Origin of the sequence: Polyangium fumosum, assembly GCF_005144585.1 — a bacterium.
GTDB classification, from domain to species: Bacteria; Myxococcota_A; Polyangia; order Polyangiales; family Polyangiaceae; genus Polyangium; species Polyangium fumosum.
This window is the reverse complement of the sequence record NZ_SSMQ01000067.1, coordinates 47807-68846: the sequence shown is the minus strand read 5'-3', so window position 1 is coordinate 68846 and position 21040 is coordinate 47807. Positions and strand designations below refer to the sequence as shown.

The following is a 21040-nucleotide window of genomic DNA, read 5'->3' as shown; positions in this document are numbered from 1 at the left end:
AACAGAAGATGAACCGAACCGTTATAAGCCGTCAGGTGGCCTGTCCGATATGCACCGTGGCGGCCATGGGAACAGGAGCGGCCATCGACCGTCGTCGATGGGCTCGCGATCAACACCAGCCACCTAGAGCCTCGACCGCGCCGCGTGCAGCGCGGCCCAATGCGGCGCCTTGCGTTTGCTCACCACGGTTTCGAGGTATCGCCGCAGCTTCTCCAGGTCCTCGGCGTTGTCCTTCACCGCCGCGCCCGCGAGGCAATCGATCACGTCGCCCGGGTGCGCGGCGCCGTCGCCGAGGAAGGCCGCCCGGACGCCGACGGCGTGCGCGACGGAGACGGCTTCCGCCGTGGAAAGGACGGTCGAGAGCCGCTCGACGGGCTGGCCGTCGCCGGAGACGCCCGTGCGCAGCTCGCGGAACGTCGTGACGAGGACCTCCAGCACCGGCTCGGGCAAGGTCATTTTCACGCCCGAGGCGTCGAGCAGGCGCGAGGATTCGCGGCGGACGAGCTCGATCTCGGCCGCGAGGTCGCCGATCGGGAAGAGGGTCTCGAAGTTGAAGCGGCGCTTGAGCGCCGCGCTCATTTCATTGACGCCGCGGTCGCGGGTGTTCGCCGTGGCGATGATGTTGAAGCCCTCCCGCGCGAAGACCACGCCTTGCTCGCCGAGCTCGGGAATCGTGAGGACACGATCCGAGAGGATCGAGAGCAGCCCGTCCTGCACCTCGGCCGGGCACCGCGTGATTTCCTCGAATCGCACGATCTTGCCGTCACGCATGCCCGTGAGCACGGGGCCGGGCACGAGCGCGCGCTCGCCCGGGCCCTCGGCGAGGAGCAAAGCGTAGTTCCACGAGTGCTTGATCTGGTCCTCGCTCGTGGCCGCGCTGCCTTGCACCGTGAGCGTCGATTGCCCGGAGATCGCCGCGGCGAGCAGCTCCGAGAGCCAGCTCTTCGCCGTGCCCGGCTCGCCAATGAGCAGGAGCCCACGCGAGGTCGCGAGCGAGACCATGGCCCGATCGATCACCGCGGAATGGCCAACGAACTTCGGCTTGATGTCACGCGCCGGATCCCCGAGCACGAAGGCCCGTACCGCCCGCGGCGAGAGCTTCCACCCGGGCGGGCGCGGGCCCGTGTCCTCCGCGGCGAGCCGCGCGAGCTCGTCTTTGAAATGCAGCTCCGCCGGGGCGCGCTGCAAACCCGCCTGCTTCTTCTTCACGAGGCGCTCCCGAGCTGCACGAGATCCCGCACGAGCTCCGAAAACACGACGGGCGAGAGCGTGCCGAGCTTTTCGTCCTCGCGGTTTTTTCCGACGTACACCTCTCCGATCTCTTGCTTCGGCTCCGTCATTTGCATGTCGGCGCTGATGCCGGTGCGGAGGGAGAGCGTCGCCGTCGCGCCGCCGGGCAAAGGCTTGTACATGTCCCAGATCCAGCCCGCGTCCTGGGGCTCGCCCTTGCGCCAGCCGCGCTCGACGAGGCCGAGGAGCTTGCCCACGGGGACGAAGTGCCCCGCGCGGCGCTTGATGCTGCTGTCGTTCGCCTCCACGCTCGTCGGGGCATAGGTGTCGCGGCCGATCTGCGGGAAGGGCTGGACGATGCTGTAATCGCCGAGGATCTGGCCGAACGCCGCGCGCGTCGCGTCCGGGAGCGCGAGCGGGTGGACGATTCCGACGTACGCGCCGTCGGGCAAATCGAACGCCGCGTCGTCGGCGTCGGCGAGCGAGCTGTCCTCGGCGACGCGGAAGGCGCTCAGGTATTTCCCCTCCTCGGTATAGACGCCCCAGACGAGCCGCCGCACGAGGTGCACGAGGAGCGGGTGTTCGAGGAAGAGGGCGCGGAACGAATCCACCTCCCAGCGCCGCTCCGCGCACATCGCGAGTTCGAGCCGCGTGATCTGGTTCTGCGCGATCGCCTTGACGTCCTTCTTGAGCGTCTTCCAGGTGGCATCCGCTTCCTTGGCCTTCGTGGCGTCGTCCGATTTGTTTGGCTTCGGCAGATCCGAGAGGGTTTTTCCGGACCCATCCACGACGAACGGCTTCAAGGCCTCGTCGAACCCGACGCGGAACTGCCGGGCGCCGAAATCGAGCGTGCGCGAGCCGTCCTCGTCGAGGTCGAGGTCGGGCACGAGCCTGTCGGCGAGCTCGTCGGCGGAGAGGCCGCGGTTCTGCGCGACCGCATCCATTTTCTCGCGCGCCTTCTCCTGCAGGCCCTTGAACTTCACCTTCTGCGCGATGCCATTGAGGTGCATCAGCGCGAGGTCGGAGCCGATACGCGCGAGGATGTCGAGGCCCGAGACGGCGCGGGCCTGGAGGTTCTCCCCGGGCCATGCGCGAATCAGCGGCGTGAGCTTGCGCGCGACATGGTCGCCGCCGAGCAAGGCGAGCTGCTGAAAGCCCCACGCCTCCTTGGCAGGCCCGCCCGCGCGCTGCCATTCGTTGAAGAGCGCCCAGGAGAACTCCTCCAGCGAGGCGCGATCACAGGCGGCGAGCACGTCCTCGATGCCGGCATACACAGCCTCGGGCGTGGAGATCGCCAGCATGACGAAAAGGGCCTCGACGGCGGCGCGCGGCAAGGCCTTGGCCCGGCCGGCGAGGAGGGGCGCCGGCAGGGCCTCGGGCTTGGCCCAATCGCCCATTTTTGGCAGCTTGGCCGGGATCCGGTCGCGCGGATCGGCGGAGAGGACGGCCTTCACGGCGGCAGAGACCTCGGGGCCGTAAGATTCGGCGACCTCGCGGACGATCTCGCCCTGGCCCTTCGTGACCAGGAAGCGCAGCGCTTCCTCCGCGCGATCCCGCGCCTGGTTATGGGAAGCCACGGCCGCGGGGACGAGGCCCACGGCCGCGGCCTTGGGGAATTTCAAGAACCACCGCTCCGCGGGTTTGCGCGCGGATTTCAGCGAGCGCGCGTGGGCAAAAAAGGGCGCGAGCCGCGGAGACTCGACGACGTCCCCGAGGGCGCCCGCGAAATGCGCGGGATTGCTGGAGGCGATCCGGGGATAGCCGCCGATCGCGCCTTCGCCGAGCACCACGAGCGGGACGAGCAGGCCGTAGCCGCCGTCCCACGCATACGCGGGCCACTCGGTGAACGCTCGTTTCACGTCCGCGTCCGAGAGCTCGTTCAGCTTGGACGAGACGTACTTGCCGTACCGGCCTTTGCCCAGGTCCTCGGAGGCATCTTCGAAGGACGTCTTCGTGTGTTTTCGCGTCTGCTCGCGCTCCGCTTTCGCCTGCGAGAGGATCTTGTAGGTGTCGTGCAGCGCCTCGGGATACGCCTTCATCGTGACGTTCGCGACGACGGGGAGCGCGGCGGCCCTCCGGTCCGAGAGCCAGGGCGGATTGGCGAGGACGCGGGGCAATTCGTCCGAGGAGGCCTCGGGCCGCGGGGCCATCTTTTCGCGGAGCTTCTGCACGGCCGTGCGCGCGGCGGGACGAAGATCGACCTTGTCGGCGAGGCCCGGGTGCGCGCGGTCGATCCCGAGGAACACCGGCGCGGCCCGATCCCCGAGCGTCGAGGCCGCGGCGATCGCATCGGCGAGCGGGGGGACGGCGAGCGCGGGGTTTTTCGCGAGCCACGCCTCGGCGACCTGGGCGATTTCGCGCTTCTGCGCGAGCTGCGAGACCATGAGCGAGGCGGTCTCGGGCCCGCGGACATGCCCCGCGACGTGGAGCCCTTCGACGATGATGCCCGCGTAGTCGGCGCTGTCGCAATGGATCCGGCAAACCGGGACCACGTCCGCGCCGCAAAGGTCGAAGATCGTCCAGAGATGCCCGCCGAAGTATCCGCCGGAGAACGACATCCCGACGGCCTTTTTCGCGAGCTTGACGAGCATGGGGCGCGCGTACGCGAAATGGAACTCCGGCTTGATGCCGTCCTTGTCCCACGAGGGCCGGACGTACCCCTCGACGTGCCCATCACACGCGAGCCAGTCCTCGCCGAGCGCGTCCGCGAGCGGCGTGTGGTCGGGGATCAACGAGAGCGCGAGGCGCTTTTGCCAGTACGAGAGCGTAGGCCAGCGCGTCGTGACAGCCGCGACGAGGGCGGCGTAGGTGTCGTCGGGGAGGGTTTGCGTGAAAAACGCGAACTTCGAAATGCCGTTCGCATCGAACTCGTAGCGCCCCGAGGTCTCCGGGTGCAGGACGAACCCGCTGAACTCTTTCGCCTCCTTGTTGCGGATTTGATACGGGTAAGGTTCGATCCGGACGCGCACCCTCGCGAGGGTCGCGTCGAGGAGCCACCCCGGACCGTCTTTCGCGATCGAGGCTTCGGCGAGCGCGCGGAGGAAGGGATACGCGGGCGTGCCGGAAGGCATGTCGAGACATGCGTCGAGCACGGCGGCGGCGAGCGGCGAGACCGGCGTCGGGCCCTTGCCTTCGAGCCAGGCGCGCGCCTCGCGAACGGCCGGCGCGAGCTCGGCGGGGATCGCCATTTGATCCCAGGGGCAATACGGCGCCCAGGCGGCCCACGCCGTCCGCACGGCCTGCCAGGGGTCGGCCGCGAGCTCCTCGGCCGTGGGGCGGAGGGCCCCTTTGCGATGCGCGATGTGCAGGTTCGGGCGAATGTCCTCGAGCCGAGGGACGTCGACGACGACGGGCGCCGCGGGCAGAGGCGCCTGCGCGGGTTCGTCCGCGGAGGCCTTCGGCGCGCTCGCCGCTTTCGGCGCCGGGGCCTCCGTCGCGCTCGACGCGGCGGGCGCAGGCGCAGGCGCGGGCGCAGCGGCCTTTTTGGGGGCCGGGGCCGGCGCCGCCGATGCGTCCGGGGCCGCGACCTCGACGTAGCCCTTTTTGGTCTTCTCGGCGACGAGCTTGTCGTGCTCGGCCTGGGCCTTCGGATCGCTCGGAAAATCCTTGACCTGGCTTTGACCCGCGGTGCCGATTTTGCCCCACTGGATCGAGAGCTGCGAGCCATCTCGCTCGATCTGCCAGAACTTCTTCGAGGACCCTTCCACGAACTCGAACCGACGCATGGCGCGGGAGGCTACCACGCGCCCGGCGAGCGATGGTAGAACCTCCATGATGCGCCGCCTTGCGAACGTCGCTCTCGCTCTCGCCCTCGCCCTCGGCACGCTCTCGGGAGCGACCGCGCGCGCAGACGCCCCCGCGAAGCCCGCCGCGGCGATGCTCGACGACGAGGCGATCGAAAAGGACGTCGAGGCGCTTTATGCCGCGGGAAAGTATGGCGAGGCGCTCGCGGCGGCGCAGAGGCTCGTCGCGCTCCGCGAGCAGAAGTACGGAAAGGAGCACGCGAAGACGGGCTCGGCGCTCTCCGATCTCGGCGGAATGTACCTCGCGACGGGTGATGCCCCGAAGGCGGAGAGTTTGTTGCGCCGCGCGGTCGAGATCCTGGAGGCGTCGAAGGGCGCGGACGACTTGCTCGCCACGGCCCTCGGCAACCTCGGCGCCATGCTCAAGAAAAAGGGCGATTCGAAGGGCGCCGAGAAGCTCTACGAGCGCGCGGTCGCCCTCGAAGAGAAGGGCGGCGCGCCGCGCGAATCGGCCCTCGGGACGGTGCTCGCGAATCTCGCCGGGCTTTACATGGCGACCGGGAGGCTCCCCCAGGCCGAGAAGGTGTTTCTTCGGGCCATCACGATCCACGAGAAGGCCGGCCCCGAACGTTCGCTCTTGAATGACCTCGGCAGCCTCGGCGCGCTCTATCGCGGCATGGGCCGCTACGACAAGGCCGCCGACCAATTCAACCGCGCCTTGCCGCTCGCCGCGCGTGTGCACGGGACGAACCACCCCGACGTGGGCCGGCTGCACCACAACATCGCGGTGTTCCTGACGGGGTCGAACCAGAAGGACCTCGCCGCGGAGCATTATCGGAACGCCGAGGCGATCCTCACGCGGACGCTCGGGCCCCGGCACCCCGATCTCGCCACGGTCTACAGCGACTGGGCGCTCCTCTGGGCGCGGAGCGACTGGAAGCAGGCCGCGGGGCTCTACGAGAAGGCGCTCGATATCGAGGAGCAATGGCTCGAGAGCGCGCTCGTCGGCGGCACGGAGGAGGACAAGACGCTCTACGCGACGCGCCTCGAGACGCTCATGGATCGTGTCGTCTCGTTCGAATACGGGGGCGATGGCAGGGGCCGGCCGGAGGTCATGCGGATCGCCCTCGGCGCCGTGCTGCGCAACAAGGCGCGCGTGCTCGAAGCGTCGGCCGCACACGTGGGCGCGCTGCGCGAGCGCATGAGCCCCGAGGACCGCACCTTGCTCGACGAGCTCGCCCGGGTGCGGGGCGCGTATGCGGCCGCCATGACGCGGGGGCCACGCGGAATGACCGTGGCCGAGCACAACGCCGAGACGGATCGGCTCCGCGCGGAGGCGGACGCGATCGAGGCTCGGATCGCCGAGCGCAGCGCGGGCTATCGTCGCGGCCGGGCGAAGGTGACGATCGAGGCCGTCGCCGCCCGTATCCCGAAGGACGCGGTGCTGATGGAGTTCGTCCGGTACCAGCCGCGCAACACGCATTTCTACAGCGCAGCGAGCGAGAGGCTCGGCCGGCCGAAATACATGGTCTACGTGCTCTGGCCGGACGGCAGGGTCTGGCACCATCAGATGAGCGTCGATGCCTTCGAGATCGACCGGAAGGTCGATCTCATTCGCAAGGGTCTGCAAGATCCGAGCGCGCGGCCCCACGAGACCGGGACGCAGCTCGCGTTGCTGCACGACGTCCTCTTCGGGCAGGTCGGCGCGGAGCTCGGCCCGGTGAAGCACGTCTTGATCTCGCCCGACGCGGCGCTCGCGCTCGTTCCGTTCGGCGCGCTCATCGATCGGGAAAACAAGTTTCTGATCACCAAGTATTCGTTCACCTACCTCTCGACCGGGCGTGATCTGCTCCGGCTCGGCGCGGGGGGCGGGGCGCGGCGCTCTGCGCCGCTGCTCGTGGCGAACCCCGATTACGATGCGCCCGGCGAGGCGGGGGCGACGGCGCTGCCGGACGCGCCCAAAGGCTCGTTGCCCACGATTGCACGGGTGAAATTCTCGCCGCTCCCGGGCACCGCGGAGGAGGCGGATGCCCTTCGACGCCTCCTGCCCGATCCGTCGGTGCGGCTCGAGCGCGTCGCCACGGAGACGGCGCTGAAGCAGGCCTCTTCGCCGCGCATCCTGCACGTCGCGACGCACGGGTTTTTCCTGGGCAGCGACGGGAAAGCGGGGCAGGGGAAGGCGCGCGGGCTCGAGCTCGAAGTGCCGCCCGAGAGCCTGCCGCAGGTCGCGTCGGAGGTGGACGGGCGCAAGCTGCCGGTGCCGCACCCGATGTTTCTCTCGGGTATCGCGCTCGCCGGCGCGAACGTGCGCAAAGGGCAGGCGGACGACGGGATCCTCACGGCATACGAGGCCTCGTCGCTCGATCTCACGGGCACGGAGCTCGTGGTGCTGAGCGCGTGCGAGACGGGCCTCGGCGAGCGGGCCGGGAGCGAAGGCGTGCGGGGGCTGCGCCGCGCGCTCGTGCTCGCGGGATCCGAGACGCAGGTGATGAGCCTGTGGCAAGTCGACGACGAGGCGACGCGCGACCTCATGACGACGTATTACCAAAAGCTCTTCCGCGAAGGAAAAGGGCGCGCCGAAGCGATGCGAGAATCGCAGCTCGCCTTGCTTCAGCGGCCGGACCATAGCCACCCGTACTACTGGGCGAGCTTCATCGTGTCCGGCGCGTGGGGCCCCCTCGAAGGCGTCACGCCTGCGAAGAACGAGGCGACGTCGGCCGTGCGCGGCGCCGTTCCGCCCGGCGGGGCGCGGGGCTGCGGATGCGAGGTGGCGGGGAGGAACGGGGGCACACGTGTGCCCTGGGGCGGGTTCGCGGCGCTCGTCGCGCTCGCGGTCGCGCGCCGCATGCGTGGGGCCCGCGCGCGAGGGCAGGGAGAAGCTCGGCCCCGCCGGATCGGGGTCGCTCCCCGCGTTTCGCCTCCTGCCCCACCGCAACCCGGCTCCCGGCCGCCCGTCCCCCGACCTGCGGCGCCGTGAACCCCCGATGCCCGGGCGCGTCCTGCCCCCTGCGGCGCCCCAGACGGCCCCCCGCGCTCTCCCGCGCCCGATCGACGGCGCCGCAGGTCGCCGATTCCACCCCGGGAACGCCCCCCTGCGGCGCCGCAAGTCCCCCTCCGCGAGCCCGTTTCCCGTCCTGCGGCACCCGAGGCCCCCGAACGCGCCGTGCGCCCCCCATCCTGCGGCGCCCGAGGCCCCCGAACGCGCCGTGCGCCCCCCATCCTGCGGCGCCCCAGGGCCCCCTCCGCGCTCGCGCGAGCACGTCAGCCCCACGACGGGCGCGGCGGGCCGCGCGCCGCATTCGTGTGGCTCGCGCGTGAGGGCAGCGATAAGCTCGGCCCCATGTCGCGAAGGCTCTCCGGCATGGGGGACGTCGATCCCCTCGCCGTCCCGCTCCCGCATGGGACGGAGGTGACGACCCGCGTGGATCGGACGCTCGGCGAGCGCCTGGTCCCGCAAGGCGCGCTCGGGCGTGTGGTCGGATCTGGAGAGGGATTCTTTGACGTCCTCGTCGTCGGCGTGGGGACGGTGCGGTATTCGCGCGAGGAGCTCGTGCCGCGCAAGGTCGGCCAGGTGCGGTACGCGCGGCGGCGCGAGGACGCGTGGTCGGCGCTGCTGCCTTGCGTGGTGGTCGACGCGGTCGTCGGCTCGCGGACGTGGGGGTTGTCGGACGAGAGTTCGGACGAGGATCGGCGCGGCGTGTTCGTCTTGCCGTTCCCGTTCACGACCGGGCTCGTCGAGCCGCCCCAGGACCTCGTGTCCGAGGACGGGAGCCGCACGTACTGGGAGATGGGAAAGGCGATCCGGCAGGCGCTGCGGGCCGATCCGAACACGCTGGAGATGCTGTTCGCGGCCGCGTCGCAGCCGGCGAGCGAGAAGGATCCGATGGGCCGCTGGCTCGTCGAGGCGCGCGACGCGTTCGTCTCGGTGGAGATCCACGCGAGCTTCGGTCGATACGCGCTCTCGCAGCTCTCGCGTTTGTCGCACGACACGCGCCTCGCCGAGCATCGCGCGATCGTGCTCGGCTGGTTGCGCGAGGATCCTACGCTCGGGCTCGACGAAACGGCGGCGCGGCTCGCGAAAGAAACGCAGATCGTGGCGCCGACGCCCGAGGACGCGCTTTTGCGCGCGCGCGAGTACCTGAAGCAGCTTTACCGATCGATGGCCGATCAGGGCTTGCTCGAAGGGCGCGAGTGGGCGGCGCTCGCCGCGTATGCGCGCGCGGGCGAGAGCACGCTCCTGCCTTCGCCGCGCGAGCTCCGGCCGAAGAATGCCTACAACCTGGTGCGCCTCATCGATCTGTCGATCCGATGGCTCCGGACGGGCGCGCCGGAGCTTTGCGTGCGCGACGAGCTTCGGCCCGTGCTGCTCGACATCAAGAAAGGGCGCGTGCCACTCGCGGACGTGATCACGCTGGCGGAGTCGCTCACGCCGGAGCTCGAAGCGGCGCGGCGGGAGAGCAAGTTGCCGCGGCGCGCGGACGTGCGGCGGGCCGAGGCCGTGCTGCGGAGGGTCCGCGAAGAGGCCGCGCGGAGGTTTTTCGAGGGCAGGGAAGGGCCCTTCGGCAAGGATGCGGCGCCCGCACCGGAGGCGCGCTGGGATGAATGAGGGAGCAATGACGAACGAGAAGGGCCGAGAGGCGATCGAGCTCGTGATGCAATTCGACGTGCTGCCCGACGCGCAAGCGAAGGTGGCCCGCGGCGTCCTGGAGGAAGAGGGCGCGGCCCGCGAGCACATCGTCGTCCTTTTGAGCGGCGCGCACGCGTATGGGTTCGCCTCGCCCGACAGTGATCTCGATCTGAAGGCGGTGCACGTGGTGCCGACGTCGCTGCTCGTGGGCCTCGACACGGCGCCGGGCGCGCGGGACCGCATGGAGGTGATCGAGGGGGTGGAGATCGATTACACCTCGAACGAGGTCGGCCCCGTGCTCGCTGGGATCCTCGGGGGGAATGGCAATTACCTGGAGCGGATCCTCGGCGCGCCCGCGCTCGTGGCGAGCCCGCTGCTCGAAGGGCTGCGCCCGCTCGTGCGCGGGGCGCTCTCGCGGCGCGTGTACCGGCATTACGCGGGGTTTGCCAAGAACCAGCGCAAGGCGGCCGAGGAGGAGGGCGGGACGACGGCGAAGCGCGTGCTCTACGTGCTGCGCACGGCCCTCACGGGGACGCACTTGCTCCGCGCGGGCGAGGTGGTGACGGACGTGGCCCGGCTGTTCCCCGAATACGGCTTCGAGGAGGCGAGCGAGCTCGTGACCCTGAAGCGGGCCGGCGAGAAGACGAAGCTCTCGTCGCGGGACGTGAAGCGGTTTCGCGCGTGCCTCGATCGGGCGATGCGCCTGCTCGAAGAGGCGCGCGAACGCTCGGTCCTGCCGGCGACGCCGTCGGATGAGGCGTCGCGCGCGCTCTCCGAGTGGCTCATCGCGCTTCGCAAACAGCGGTTTTGAGGCGTCTCAGCCGCGGCCTTTTCCCATCCGCACGAGCCGCCCCGGCCGCGCCCCCGTGAATCGCCCCTTCTCCACGATGACCTCGCCGGCCACGAGCGTCGCCACGTAGCCTTCGGCCTGCTGCATGAGGCGCTGCCCCCCGGCCGGCAGGTCGCGCTGCATGAAGGGGGACCGGAGGCGCAGGTTGTCGAAATCGACGATGTTGATGTCGGCCCGTTGCCCCGGCTTCAAGGTGCCGCGGTCGTCGAGGCCGAGGAACCGCGCGGTGTCGTGCGTCTGCATTTTGACGAGGTGCTCCACGGGGATCTTGCCCTCGGCCCGATCCCGGCCCCAGTGCGTGAGCAGGAACGTCGGGAAGCTCGCGTCGCAAATGGTGCCCACGTGCGCGCCGCCGTCGCCGAGGCCCGGCAACGAGAGCGGGTGCAGGAGCATGCGTCGCACGACGTCGAGGTTCATTTCGGTGTAATTGTAGAGCGGGAAATACAGGAGCGCGCGGCCGTCCTGTTCGAGCATCGCGTCGTAGATGACCGAGAGGAGCGGCAATCCGCCGCGCGACGCGTCGCCCGCGAGGCTCGTGAGCCCGGACGGCTCGTAGTTCGGCGCTTCGCCGAGCCGGAAGAGGCGCATCGCCACGAGGAGCGGGTTTGCCAGGAAAAAGTCCGCGAGCGGCGGCAAGGGGCTGCCGTCGCCGGCGACCTTTCCGCTTTTCTCGGAGAGGAGCCGGGCGCGGAAGCTGGGATCCCGCATCTGCGCGACGCGCGCGTCGAGCGGCAAGGAGGCGATTTCCCGGTAGCTCGGGAATCCCATGAACGGGTGGAACGTGGCCGTGAGCCCGAGCAAGACGCCAATGGGCCGCGCCGCGACCTGGCAACGAATGTCCATGCCGGCGCGGGCGGCGCGCTCGGCGCGCTCGAAGATGCGCTCCCATTGCCGCGGGGCGTGGTCGCGTTGCATGGTGGAGACGCTGAGCGGCCGGCCGGAGACCTCGGCCATCCGTTCGAGCAGGTCGAATTCGCCCGGGAAGCAATCCTCGCCGCGGAACATGTCGAAATCGCTGACGGCCTGGACGACGCCGTGCGGGAGGCCGGTGAAGGCGCGCGCGATTCCCGCGAGCTCGTCGCCCCGGGCTTCGGAGGCGGGCGTGGGTTTGCCCTGCGCGCTCCTGTGGTTGTCGGTGCGGCCCGTGGAGAAGCCCGCCGCGCCGGCGAGCAGCGCCTCCCGGAGGAGCGCGCGCATGGATTCGACGTCGGATTCGGTCGCGCTCTCCTCGGCGACGGCGCGCTCGCCCATCACGTACACGCGCAAGGCGTCGTGCGGGACCTGGCAGATGAAATCGATCGTGCGGCGCCTCTTTTCGAGGACGTCCATGTACTCCGGAAAGCTCTCCCAGCCCCACGTGAGGCCCTCGGCGAGCGCGCTGCCCGGGATGTCCTCGACGCCCTCCATCAGCTCGATGAGCTTTTCGTGGTCGCTCGGCCGCACGGGCGCGAATCCGACGCCGCAATTGCCCATGACGCAGGTCGTGACGCCGTGGATCGACGAGGGCGCGAGCTCCTCGTCCCACGAGATCTGCCCGTCGTAGTGCGTGTGGATGTCGACAAACCCCGGGATCACCAGGGCGCCCTGGGCCGAGATCGTGCGCGCGGCGCTCTCGGGGCAGTCGCCGACGTCGACGATCTTGCCGTCCTTGATGCCGATATCGCCGGATTGACGCGGCGCGCCCGTGCCGTCGACGAGGGTGCCACCCACGATCTTGACGTCGTACATGGCGCCGATCATCGGCCGAAGCCCGAGGCCCTGGCAAGGGCATTCGGACCCCGGGCGCGAGGGCGCGTCGTGGACGGAGGAGGCCTTCGGGGGAGCGAGGTTCGGGCCTCGCCCCCCGGCGCCCGCGATTCACCGGCCGCGGATGCGGTCGACGAAATCGCTCCGGATCTGCGGGTTGTGGCTGCCGCGCGGGACGCGGTCGGGCACGATGATCGCGTAATCGGGGTGATCCCATTGCGACCGATCGGTCCAGGCGCTCGACGACACGCCGAATCGATTGCCCTGCCACTTGCCCTTGAGGTCGTAGGTGTACTCGCGAGAGTCCTCGAGCATGCCCACGAAATTGCGATCGTCGACGTGCGGGCTCACGAGGAAGAGCCACGTGCGGACGTGCGCCACGCCCTTGTCGTTTGCATCTCTCTCGACCCGCGTGATGGTCTTCCACGCCGGCTCGTTCCACACCTCGGGGCCCGCGTCCTCGTCGATGATGAAGGCGCGCTTCCGGCCGATGAGCTCGGTCTCGAGGATCCGATGCAGCTCGTGGGGCAGGACGTCCTCGTAGACGTCGTCCCATTCGCCATTGAATCGGCTGCCGACGAGCGTGAGCGGCGGGACCTTTTCGTACGTCTTCAGCAGGAGCGCCTTCAGGTCCCCGACCGTGAACGTCACCTCGCCTTGCGTCAACGAGCGCGTCGGCTCGGGCTCCAGGATCGACGCCAGGGCCCACGCGTCGCAGAGGCCCGACCACGAGGCCGCGCGCGGCTGATAGAGCTCCTTGCGCTCGTAGGCCGCGGCCGACGTGCGCGTATTGCCCTCTTTCTCCACCCAGATGTCGTACTTCTCGAGCGTCGAAGCCTCGCCGTTTTTCCCCTGGAACAGCGTGTCCTCCCAGAGCGGGTACCACCAGGATGACCAGGGTTTTTTGGTCGCTTCCGCCTTGCGTTCTCCCTCCTCGACCCAGTAGAGCGGCTGCCCCGTCGCCGAGCTTCCGCCGCCGGTGCCGCCGGTGCCGCCGGCTCCCCCTCTGCCGCCGCTTCCGCCGTCACCTCCATGTCCGCCGGTGTTGTCCGGGCAATCCTCCGCCTGCTCGCAATCGGGTCCGCCGCCGGTGGCCGTGGTGCCGCCGATGCTGCAACCGGCGCCTACGAGGCCGATCACGAGGAGGGTGGAGGTCGTCACGATACGAATCGCCATGAGCCGTCTCCTTGGATGTTTGTCCCGGAATGCTCAGGGGATTTTTGAAAAAGGCCAGGCGGCCGAGCCACGCGGCCCGGCCGCCTGACGAGCGCGCTCCTTGTCACCTCAGCGCGACTTGCGGCCGATGAGGCCCGGGAGCGCCGGGAATTGCCCGCCGATGGTCGGACGCACGCCGATGGCCGGATTCTGGCTCGGCTGCGCGCTGCCCGGCGCCGCCTTGCCGCCATTCTGGATCGGAGCGGCGGGCGGCGACGGGGCCTTCGGGGGCTCGTTCACGAGCCCGGGCGCCGCGCACAGGTTGTACACGCGACCCGTCGCGGTGCGCGTGGCGAGCTGCTGGTTGCCCTTGATCGCGGCGTCGAGCCGACCCTGGCAGAACTCGTTCATGTTGCCCTGGAAGCTCTGGATCTCCTGGCACGAGAGCGAGAAGCTCTGCGTGTGCGAGACCTCGTACTCCCGGAGGCGCGGGCAGCTCGTCGACGTATCCGGCATCTTCACCGATTGCTCCTGCCGGATCACGTAATACTTGTCCGAGCTCAGCGACGCGGTGATTCGCCGCGAGTTCTCCTGATCCACCATGTCGCTATGCTCCGCCTCCCAGACGAGCCGGTTATCCTCGCAGGTCACCCGGATTGCGTTCGGCGGGCGCTGGCTTTGGAATGCCGCCGGGTTTTGACAGGCCGACTGGAGTTGCTGCCACGAGAGCTGCTTGAGCCCCGCGCTCTGACCAGCCCCCGTCTCCGCGAAAGCCGTGGCTCCAAGAGCGAAGGTCGAGACGAGAGCGGCGGCTGCGATGTGCTTGAGCATGGGTTCCTCCTCCACTTCGTTCCGCGTTCCGAGACCGGGCGAGCGCGCCTCGGCCGGCTTCGTTCACGCTGCCAGACCCCAATGCAAGGCCCCTGCCGTCCCCCGTTCCAAGCACATTTCCGCGTGAATCGCGGGGTCGACGCTTTGGAGGCTCTGCGGCGTCCGATCCGGACGGATACAGGGAGCGAGCGTGATCCCGCACATGACCGGCACGGACCCTCACGCCCGACCGATACGGAGGGGACTGACGTCCGTCCGTGCAGGGAGGCAGCACCCGACCCTGCACACCACGGCCAACTCGTCAGTCGCGAAAAGCAGCGGAGGCCATTCGGCGTGCGCTGGACGTCGAGGCTGCGCGGACAGGCCGGAGAACTTGCACTCGGCGTGGCGCGGCGAAAAGCCGGCGTCCATTCCGACCCTCTTGGCGTTCGTGGTCGGCGGCTGCGGCATCGCTGCCTTTCGCAGGTGCCGGAGGGGCGCGCGCACGGGAGGGACGTGGTGCGTGTGCGGCGCGAGGTGCGCTGGGAGGGGCGCAGAACGTCGACAAAAACTCGAAGGTGCGCTAGTCGGTCGGCCGTGGACCTTCTACGCGAGTTCTTCTCCAAGCTGCGCCACCTCGAGGACCTCCTCACCTGGGGCGGCTACCCGGTGCTCATGGCCATCATCTTCGCCGAGACCGGGCTGCTCGTGGGTTTTTTCCTCCCCGGCGACTCCTTGCTCGTGACGGCGGGCGTACTCGTCAACGCGAATCTGATCAACCCGTTCCAGCTCTCCACGTTCTCGAACCTCCTGCTCATGAACGCCGTGCTCTGCGTCATGGCGATCGTGGGGGATACGGTGGGCTACTCGATCGGGTACAAAGCGGGTCCGAAGCTCTTCAACCGGGAGCAAAGCCTGTTTTTCCGGCGTGACTACCTCGTGGCCACGCAGAAGTTCTACGAGAAGCACGGCGGCAAGACGATCGTGCTCGCCCGCTTCATGCCGTTCGCCCGCACGTTCGCCCCCGTCGTCGCCGGCATCGGCAAGATGAGTTATCGCCGCTTCCTCATGTTCAACGTGTTCGGCGGCATCGGCTGGGTCGTGTCGATGACCTTCCTCGGCTACTTCCTCGGCAAGGTGCTCGGCGCGAAGGACATCGAGCGGGTCGTTTACCTGATCATCCTGATTTCGGTGCTCCCGCCCTTCATCGGCGCGCTCCGGACGCACCTCGCCTCGAAGAAGGCGGCGGGCGCGGAGAAGGCGTAGTCGCCGTCATTCAGGTCGGGGGCGGCTCGGGGACGACGCGCATGTGGATGCTGCCCCGGGGCCGGAGCGTGATTCCCGGCTCGGGCGTGATGGTCTGTCCGGGGACGAGGTCGAGGCGGACGCGGCGCAGGATCGTGGCGAGCACGAGCGTCCCCTCGACCATGGCGAAGCTCGAGCCGATGCACTGGCGCGCGCCGCCGCCGAACGGAAAATAAGCAAAACGAGGCATCCGCGCGAGCGCGCCGCCGGCGAAACGATCGGGATCGAAGCCCTCGGGGTTCTCCCAGTACGCCGGGTGGCGGTGCGTGACGTAGGGGGCGAGGAAGACGAGCGAATCCTTGGGGATCAAATATCCCCCGACGACGTCGTCCTCGGCCGCGCGGCGGGTGATCATCCAGGCCGGCGGATAAAGGCGCATCGATTCCTGAAACACACGGCCGACGAGGTCGAGGGCGCCGAGGTCCGCGAACGTCGGGAGGCGGCCGCCCGTCCCCGTGAGGACCTCGGCGCGGGCGCGGCGCCGGACGTCGGGATGCGTGGAGAGCAGGTAAAACGTCCAGGTGAGCGCGTTCGCCGTGGTCTCGTGGCCGGCGGCGAACATGGTCATGACCTCGTCCCGGAGCTGGCGGTCGGTCATTCCTTCGCCCGTCTCGGGGTCTCGCGCGGCCATGAGCGTGGAGACAAGGTCCGTCCCGCCCTCGGGCGCCTTGCGGCGGTGCTCGATGATGCGGAGGACCTCGCGGTCGAGGACGGCGACCGCCTCCTGAAACCGCCGGTTGTCCGGCGTGGGCACGTGGCGGGGGATCTTGAGGATCCGCGTGACGCCTTTGCGCGTGTCCGCGAGGATGAGGTCGAGCGCGTGCGCGGTCGCGGCGGCGTCGATGGGGACGTCGGTCCCGAGCAAGGTCTCCGTGACGATCCGCAGGGCGAGGCGCATCATCTCGCTGACGACGTCGACGGGCGCGTCGGGGCGCGGCCTTCGCATCCATCCGTCGACGAGCTCGTCGGCGGCGCGGACCATGACGTCGGCGAAGGCGGCGATGCGTTGCTTGTGAAAGGCCGGCTGGGCAATCCGGCGTTGCCGGCGCCAGAGGGCGCCTTCGCTCGTGAGCAAGCCGTCGCCGAGCAGCGCGCGGACCTCGCGGACGCCGGGGGTTTGTTTGGTAAAACGATCCGCGGCGTCGATGAAGACGTGCTTGATGTGGTCGGGGTGGCGGAGGAGGTGGCCGGTGCGCTTTGGGCCGGGGCCGAATTGAAAACGGACGACGTCGCCGTAGGTATCGGCGGCGTCGAGGAAGATGCGGATGCGGTCGCGGCGAAGATCGGGGAGGTTGCCGAGGAGCGGCGCGCCGCGAGGTCCCGGCGCGAGGGGGGCGGCGTGCGAGCGCGGGGCGGAGGCGTGGGTCACGGGAGGAACATAGCAGCGAGGCCACGTCGCGGGGAGATCCGGTGTAAGATGCCGGTATGCGAGCGCAATCGATCCTGATTTCGGTGATGTTTGCAGCCGGCCTGTCGCCGACCGTTTCGGGGTGCAGCGACGAGGGCGAGGGGGCCACGGGGAGCGGGGCGTCCGGCGCGGGGACGGGTGCGTCCGGGGGCGCGGGCGGAATCGGGGGCGGCAGCGGAGGCGGCGGCGGAATCGGGGGCGGCAGCGGCAGCGGCGGCGGAGGCGGAATCGGGGGCGGCAGCGGCGGCGGCAGCGTGAGCAGCAGCGGCAGCGGCAGCGGCGGGAGCGCGAGCGGCAGCGGCGGCGGCGGGGGCGCAGGGGGCGGCAATGGGGTCGGCGCGCCGTGCAACGGGGGCGTCGGCGGGTGTGATCCGGGTCTTTATTGCAATGCGCCGGGGTGCGGGGCGGGGGTGTGCGCGCCGAAGCCGCCGCCGGGGCTACAATCGCAGACGCCCTCCCTCGTGTGCGGCTGCGACGGCGTGACGTACTGGAATGCGGAGATCGCCGAGGTGTTCGGGTCGAGCGTGAAATCGGCGGGCACGTGCCCCGCCGCGGAAGCCATGGCCTGTGATCCGCAGATGCCCTGCCCGGCCGGGCGTCAATGCAATCGCAAGGTGGAGACGGCGAACGCCTGTTCGCCCATGGCCACGGGCGTTTGCTGGGGCATGCCCATTTCGTGTTCGGTGAACGGGGCGAAAGCGAAGGGGTGCGCCGGGGGGACGTGCTTCGATCAGTGCAGCCTGATCCAGAGCCAGAATCCCTGGTACGACGACGGCGGCTGCTGAGGCGGGAGAATGGGGGGGGCGGCGCGCGGCGCGGGTTATTGCGTCGTGATCGCCTTGAGGTCGAGCATCTCCTCGACGCTCGGCACCACGATGACGTCGCAGCGGCGGTTCTTCTGCCGCCCCTCGTCCGTGTCGTTCGTGGCGATCGGGTCCGTGTCGCCGAAGCCGGCGGCGCTCCACTTCGCGGTCGGCATGTTGCCGCCCTTGTCGCTCACGAGGTACATCAGCACCTCGCGCGCGCGCATGAGCGAGAGGCCCCAGTTGTCGCGGAAGACGCCGCCCGCGAGGGGCTTGTTGTCCGTGTGCCCAGCGACCTGGTAGTCGCGGCCGAGCAGCGAGGCGTCGTTCTTGATGATGCCCGCCACCTTCGTCAGGATCTCCTGACCCTCTTTCTTCAGCGTCTCGCGGCCCGAGTCGAAGAGCACGTCGCCCGGGAGCGAGATGACCATGCGGTTCTTGCGGATGTTCACCGCGAGGCCGAGCTTCGTGAGCTCGTCGAGCTTCTTGCGCAGCATCTCGAACCGCGCCTTGATCTGCTCGAGCTGCTTGGCGCGCGCCTTGTACTCGGCGAGCGCCTTCTCGCGCTCCTCCAAGGTCGAGCTCAGCGCCGACACCTTCGTCGCCGACGCCTGCAAGCTCTCGTTCAGCTTGCTGATGTCGACGCCGGCGTCCGAGAGCTTCTTCGTCAGCTCAGCGACCTTCGCCTGCTCTCCCGCGAGCTCCTCGGCGAGCCTCTTCTGCGCGGCCGCCGCGGCCTGGTCGTTCGCGTTTTTGTCGGCCAGGAGCTTGTTGTACTTGTCGAGCTGCGCCTGCCACTCTTCCTCGGAATATCCGCAGCCGCTCACAGCGAGCGCCGCGGCGAGCGTGGAGGCAGCAAGGATGCGCACGTTCATGACGATCTCCCCGGTGCATCCCAGGAGAAAATACGTCCCTGGGACGAGCGTTTTTGCACCGTAGCGAGGTCGTCCCTCCCGCGAAAGTCCATTCCGCCCGGAGTCGCCAGGCGGATGCCGAAGCCTGGGCGTTCCATGTAGGGATTCTCTCTTCGACGGGCCGGGGAGCCCCCTGCCCGACGCTTCCGGTTTGCACCCGAGTCGTGATCTTTCCCGCGTACTGCACACGCGAAGGACAAACCAGCGACGTCGCGACAGACAAACCAGGCTCCAGAACGACAAACCGGGCGGACCCGAGATCCCCCGCGGGATCCCGCCGATCGAGGGCGTGTACATCGTTTCCCTGACGAAGACGGGAAGTTCCTCGAACCCACGGCCCCGAGAGCCCGATGGCCGTTTCTTTCCGATGCGCCAGATCGTCCGTGTTCGTCGGGACCACGTTCGTCCCGGCCCGGCCGCGCCGCCGCGCAGGCAAACAAGGGCGCGGCGACGACGCTGCGCGCGAGGATGGCCGCGTCGCCGCGTCGAGAAAGACCCATCCGCCGGAGGAGATCCGATGCGATCCGTCCGTCCGAGTTTCATCGCTTCCGTGATCGTTTGTGCCTCGCTCGGGGCCGAGAGCGCCCACGCCGCTCCGCTGCCCTCGCCCGCGGACACGCTCGCCGCCGTGCTGCGACAAACCGCCGCCGTGATCGAAGGCGACGTCGAGGACGTGAGCTTCCATTTCGACGAGGTCGAAGGCCCGCGGACCGTCGCGACCCTGACGAACCTGTCCGTTCACCTGGGCTCGCTCGGTGCATCGGCGCCGAACTCCGTCGAGATCCGATCCTTCGGCGGGTACCTGCCCGACGGTCGCGAGATCGTCGCGACCCACGTGCCCGAGCTCGCCGCGGGCAAGCGGTACGTCCTGCTTCTGCGCAACACCGAGTGGACGTTGTCGCCGATCGCGTTCGGCCACGTCTTCCGCCTCGACACCTTGGGGAAGACGCGCGCGCTCGTGGACGCCTACGGGCGGCTCGTCACGGGCGTGGGCGCGACCGAGATCCTCACCGGGCCACAGCTCTGGGTGCAGCCGAGCGGCGCCGTGGATGGTGCGTCGTCGCCGCGGCTCTCCACGTGGATCACGGAGGCCGACATGGAGCGCGCGCTCGACGCCGCGGAGCTCGCCGAGGCGCTGCGCGTCTTCGCCCGCGCGACGGGCGCGTGGCCCCACGGGTCGTTCTCGCCCGCGCCGATGTCGGCCGGGCCGTGGCGGCGCGTGACGACGTGGCGCGCGCCCACGCCCACGGAGAGCCCCGCGAGCACCGAGGGCCTGCTCGCGTGCTTCGACCCGCCCGTGGGCCTCGCGGACACATCGACGAAGGAGCTCGCCGTGTGCGAGGCCGGAGGTGCGCCGTGATGCGCATGCCTCTCTCGATCGTCGTGATGTGCGTGCTCGTCGCGTGCATGACGCTCACGCACCGCGCCGAGGCGTTTCGTTACCTCACGTGCGAGGGCAAAAACGTCCGTTGGAAGTCGCCGTTCGGGCTCGTGCAGAACCTGTGCAGCATCCCCTCGGGATCGAGCCAGGCGAAGGCCTACGCCGCGGCAGTTGGGCAGTGGCGCGGCGTCGGCGGCATGCAGGACGCCGTCTACCACTACGGATCCTGGTCCACGAACCACTGCTGGGTCGACCTCGACGACGGCTGGAACGACGTGGCGCTCGTCGAGGCGTCGAGCATCGACGGCTCGCTCGGGACGACGGTGGTCGTGCGGAGCTGCGATCGGATCGACGAGGTGAACGTGCTGCTCGCGAACCTGGCGACGCAGAGCTTCGACAACCCCGACGAAGCGTTCGCCTCGGGCGCGTGCCCGTACAGCCCGACGCGGACAGGCCGATCCACGTTCCTCCACGAGCTTGGTCACGCGCACGGGCTCTCGATCTCGACCCCGGGCGGAGCCGACAACCACACGCTCGACTTCACGGTCATGCGGCCCTCGCCGCCCGTGCCGCTCGGCGGCGGGCCGAGCGCGATGTTCGCGCAGCCCATGCCCGACGACGCGGCCGGCGGGCGCTTCTTGTACCCGTCGACGACCGGCGAGACGAACCTGATGGCCTCCGCGCAGCGCCTGACGAGCGGCAACATCCGCAGCACGGCGCCGTGGAAGACGATCCAGCGCTGCCGCGGCGAGACGTTCTCGTTTCACTTCACCACGGCCAACACGGGGACGAAGAGCGTGGCATCGGACCAGCGCTTCTTCCTCGCGACGAGCCCGACCGCGCACGCGTGGGCAGGGATCACGCTCGGGACGTGGTTCGGCGCGACGGTCAACGCGGAGAAGCAGGTCCATCCGAGCGTGACGACCACGGTGCCGTGCGGCACGCCGAAGGGTTTGTACTGGCTCTACCACCAGGTCGACGCGGGCAACGCGGTCGTGGAGAGCTCGGAGAGCGACAACGTCATTCACAACCCGCTCACCGTCCAGGTGCTCGACTGCGGGTGCTGAA

General features: G+C 69.5%; 14 protein-coding genes. 7 read left to right on the top strand and 7 right to left on the bottom strand.

Going from position 1 to position 21040, the window contains the following annotated elements; genetic code table 11:
- Nucleotides 1-123 precede the first annotated feature (123 nt).
- Both E8A74_RS41110 and E8A74_RS53315 read right to left on the bottom strand, forming a co-directional pair.
- Entirely contained in the window at nt 124-1209 is a 1086-nt protein-coding gene (locus tag E8A74_RS41110; protein WP_136934590.1) for an AAA family ATPase, read from the bottom strand.
- Nucleotides 1206-4955 (bottom strand): WGR and DUF4132 domain-containing protein, encoded by a 3750-nt coding sequence (locus E8A74_RS53315; RefSeq protein ID WP_170229763.1) that lies wholly within the window; start codon nt 4953-4955, stop codon nt 1206-1208. The genes E8A74_RS41110 and E8A74_RS53315 overlap by 4 nt, the downstream gene beginning before the upstream one ends.
- Before the next feature lie 46 nt (nt 4956-5001).
- On the opposite strand from E8A74_RS53315, the gene E8A74_RS41090 reads away from it, so the two are divergent.
- The 3 genes from E8A74_RS41090 (at nt 5002) to E8A74_RS41080 (ending at nt 10411) form a co-directional block, all read left to right on the top strand.
- On the top strand, nt 5002-7950 hold the full coding sequence (locus E8A74_RS41090) for a CHAT domain-containing tetratricopeptide repeat protein (RefSeq protein ID WP_170229762.1): 2949 nt from the start codon (nt 5002-5004) through the stop codon (nt 7948-7950).
- A 363-nt stretch (nt 7951-8313) separates the two neighbouring features.
- Nucleotides 8314-9579, top strand: a complete 1266-nt coding sequence (locus E8A74_RS41085; protein ID WP_136934588.1) for a DNA polymerase beta superfamily protein — start codon at nt 8314-8316, stop codon at nt 9577-9579.
- Between the two features lie 7 nt (nt 9580-9586).
- Nucleotides 9587-10411, top strand: coding sequence for a nucleotidyltransferase domain-containing protein (locus tag E8A74_RS41080; RefSeq protein ID WP_276568025.1), 825 nt, complete (start codon nt 9587-9589; stop codon nt 10409-10411).
- Between the two features lie 6 nt (nt 10412-10417).
- On the opposite strand, the gene E8A74_RS41075 is transcribed toward E8A74_RS41080, so the two are convergent.
- From E8A74_RS41075 to E8A74_RS41065, 3 genes are all read right to left on the bottom strand, one after another.
- The gene (locus tag E8A74_RS41075; RefSeq protein ID WP_136934587.1) at nt 10418-12178 is read right to left on the bottom strand and encodes an N-acyl-D-amino-acid deacylase family protein; all 1761 of its coding nucleotides are present in this window, start codon (nt 12176-12178) and stop codon (nt 10418-10420) included.
- Nucleotides 12179-12307: 129 nt separating this feature from the next.
- The gene (locus E8A74_RS55180; RefSeq protein WP_136934586.1) at nt 12308-13372 is read right to left on the bottom strand and encodes a hypothetical protein; all 1065 of its coding nucleotides are present in this window, start codon (nt 13370-13372) and stop codon (nt 12308-12310) included.
- A gap of 108 nt (nt 13373-13480) precedes the next feature.
- Complete coding sequence (locus tag E8A74_RS41065; protein WP_136934585.1) at nt 13481-14182, bottom strand: hypothetical protein; 702 nt, start codon at nt 14180-14182, stop codon at nt 13481-13483.
- 576 nt (nt 14183-14758) lie between these two features.
- On the opposite strand from E8A74_RS41065, the gene E8A74_RS41060 reads away from it, so the two are divergent.
- Entirely contained in the window at nt 14759-15427 is a 669-nt protein-coding gene (locus E8A74_RS41060) for a VTT domain-containing protein (RefSeq protein WP_232379970.1), read from the top strand.
- 10 nt (nt 15428-15437) lie between these two features.
- Here E8A74_RS41060 and E8A74_RS41055 read toward each other — a convergent pair whose 3' ends face one another.
- Nucleotides 15438-16835: a cytochrome P450 gene (locus tag E8A74_RS41055; protein ID WP_136934584.1), complete on the bottom strand. Its 1398-nt coding sequence runs from the start codon at nt 16833-16835 to the stop codon at nt 15438-15440.
- Nucleotides 16836-16891: 56 nt separating this feature from the next.
- On the opposite strand from E8A74_RS41055, the gene E8A74_RS41050 reads away from it, so the two are divergent.
- Nucleotides 16892-17659 (top strand): hypothetical protein, encoded by a 768-nt coding sequence (locus tag E8A74_RS41050; protein ID WP_136934583.1) that lies wholly within the window; start codon nt 16892-16894, stop codon nt 17657-17659.
- A 35-nt stretch (nt 17660-17694) separates the two neighbouring features.
- On the opposite strand, the gene E8A74_RS41045 is transcribed toward E8A74_RS41050, so the two are convergent.
- Complete coding sequence (locus E8A74_RS41045) at nt 17695-18552, bottom strand: OmpA family protein (RefSeq protein ID WP_136934582.1); 858 nt, start codon at nt 18550-18552, stop codon at nt 17695-17697.
- 556 nt (nt 18553-19108) lie between these two features.
- Between E8A74_RS41045 and E8A74_RS41040 the strand changes: the two genes are divergently transcribed.
- Nucleotides 19109-19951 (top strand): hypothetical protein, encoded by an 843-nt coding sequence (locus E8A74_RS41040; protein WP_136934581.1) that lies wholly within the window; start codon nt 19109-19111, stop codon nt 19949-19951.
- Nucleotides 19948-21039: a zinc metalloprotease gene (locus E8A74_RS41035; protein WP_136934580.1), complete on the top strand. Its 1092-nt coding sequence runs from the start codon at nt 19948-19950 to the stop codon at nt 21037-21039. The genes E8A74_RS41040 and E8A74_RS41035 overlap by 4 nt, the downstream gene beginning before the upstream one ends.
- The last annotated feature ends 1 nt before the right edge of the window (nt 21040 follow it).